We start from the raw sequence: 1,323 nt of genomic DNA, 5'->3' as shown, positions 1-1,323 counted from the left end.
GGTTTAACGCATCAGCTATGTTGGGTAATGGCAGTAATTCTATTGAATTGCTTATGGGTGGACAGGATACAGATGATCCAAAAACACTATTTCCAGATTCATCTTGCGAGCTTATAGTTAGTAAAGATACAAAAGATCTTCATACAGAAATTTCCAGATTTAAATTGACTGTGAACGATAAACATAAAATCACAGCTCGTGAATCTTCGCACTATGACGGTGGTCCATATAGCTCTAAAATTATTGAAGGTGATGCAATCAATAACAGGAGTTATCATTATGATAATGGTTTATATAAGTTGAGTAGCAATCTCATTGTTCATGACTTGCCGCTGTGGACATGGGAGAAAGCCACACCTGTTACAGAAAAAGATCTACCCTTGATCCGTAAGGCATATGAAAATATATGGTGGATGATGCAGCGTCGTGACATTGATGGCCTGAAAGAGATTGCGAAAATTTCAAGCTCAGAGATGGCATATGCGGAAGGAACGACGACAGGGATGATGTTTGTTTCTACTGACTTTCCTGCACATGTGCTGGATAAATCATTGACACCTGTGCCGATTGACTGGAATCATTATAAATTAATGACCTACAACCATGGGCGTTTATTCAGAATGGGGGTCGGTTATTTTCAGAATTCACCATTAAGATTTCAGAATTCAAAAGGAAAAATTGTTTATACCTATAGGCCATATTTTTCCATTATTAATGGGCAAGTTGTATTAGTTCGTTAATTTTTATGGTGTTTTAACTTAAAATAAAATAGAGTGTAATATGGGCAATGCAGTAAAATTTGGCGATAAAGATACCGGTCATGACAGTCATGCTCCTACGCCAGTGAATTCTGGCTCTCAAACTGTCAATGTCGATAATCGACCGCTTGCTCGTAAGGGAGACACACTGGTATCTCATGGTCATAATCGAATGATTAGCAGCGGCTCATCAAGTGTTTTTATTGATGAGAAACCAGCCGCGCGCACTAATGATACGGTCAGTTGTGGTGGTATATTGATTGGCGGCGGTAGTGTTAATATTGGTTGATTTTTTATCAGTTTTCAATAACTTTCCGTTTTTTATTTATTAACTTTTATTTCCTGGCAGGATGATTCCTGTCTTTTAACCAAGAATAAACAGGTATTATATACATGGCAACGATTATCAATATGGAAAACAAAAAAACAGGCGAGACTGTAAAAGGTTTTTACGGGTTTTCCTGGACAACTTTGTTCTTTGGCGCTTTCCCTGCATTGTTTCGTAAAGACTTCTTGACATTTTTAGGAGTGATTATTATCACTATTGTTGTGGGGTGTCTCACGT

Annotated in this window: 2 protein-coding genes; both read left to right on the top strand. The window is 37.7% G+C overall.

Translation table 11 applies throughout. From position 1 onward, the window contains the following. Positions 1–740 (top strand): IdsF (locus ADK28_RS32145; RefSeq protein WP_161802708.1); only part of this gene is annotated, 740 nt, incomplete at its 5' end. Positions 741–780: 40 nt separating this feature from the next. Beyond that, a complete protein-coding gene (locus tag ADK28_RS30010; protein WP_075202064.1) occupies positions 781–1,047 on the top strand; it encodes a PAAR domain-containing protein in 267 nt (88 codons plus the stop codon). The last annotated feature ends 276 nt before the right edge of the window (positions 1,048–1,323 follow it).

Source organism: Serratia sp. 506_PEND, assembly GCF_001076875.1.
GTDB lineage: Bacteria > Pseudomonadota > Gammaproteobacteria > Enterobacterales > Enterobacteriaceae > Serratia > Serratia marcescens.
This window is presented reverse-complemented; position numbering and strand designations above follow the sequence as displayed.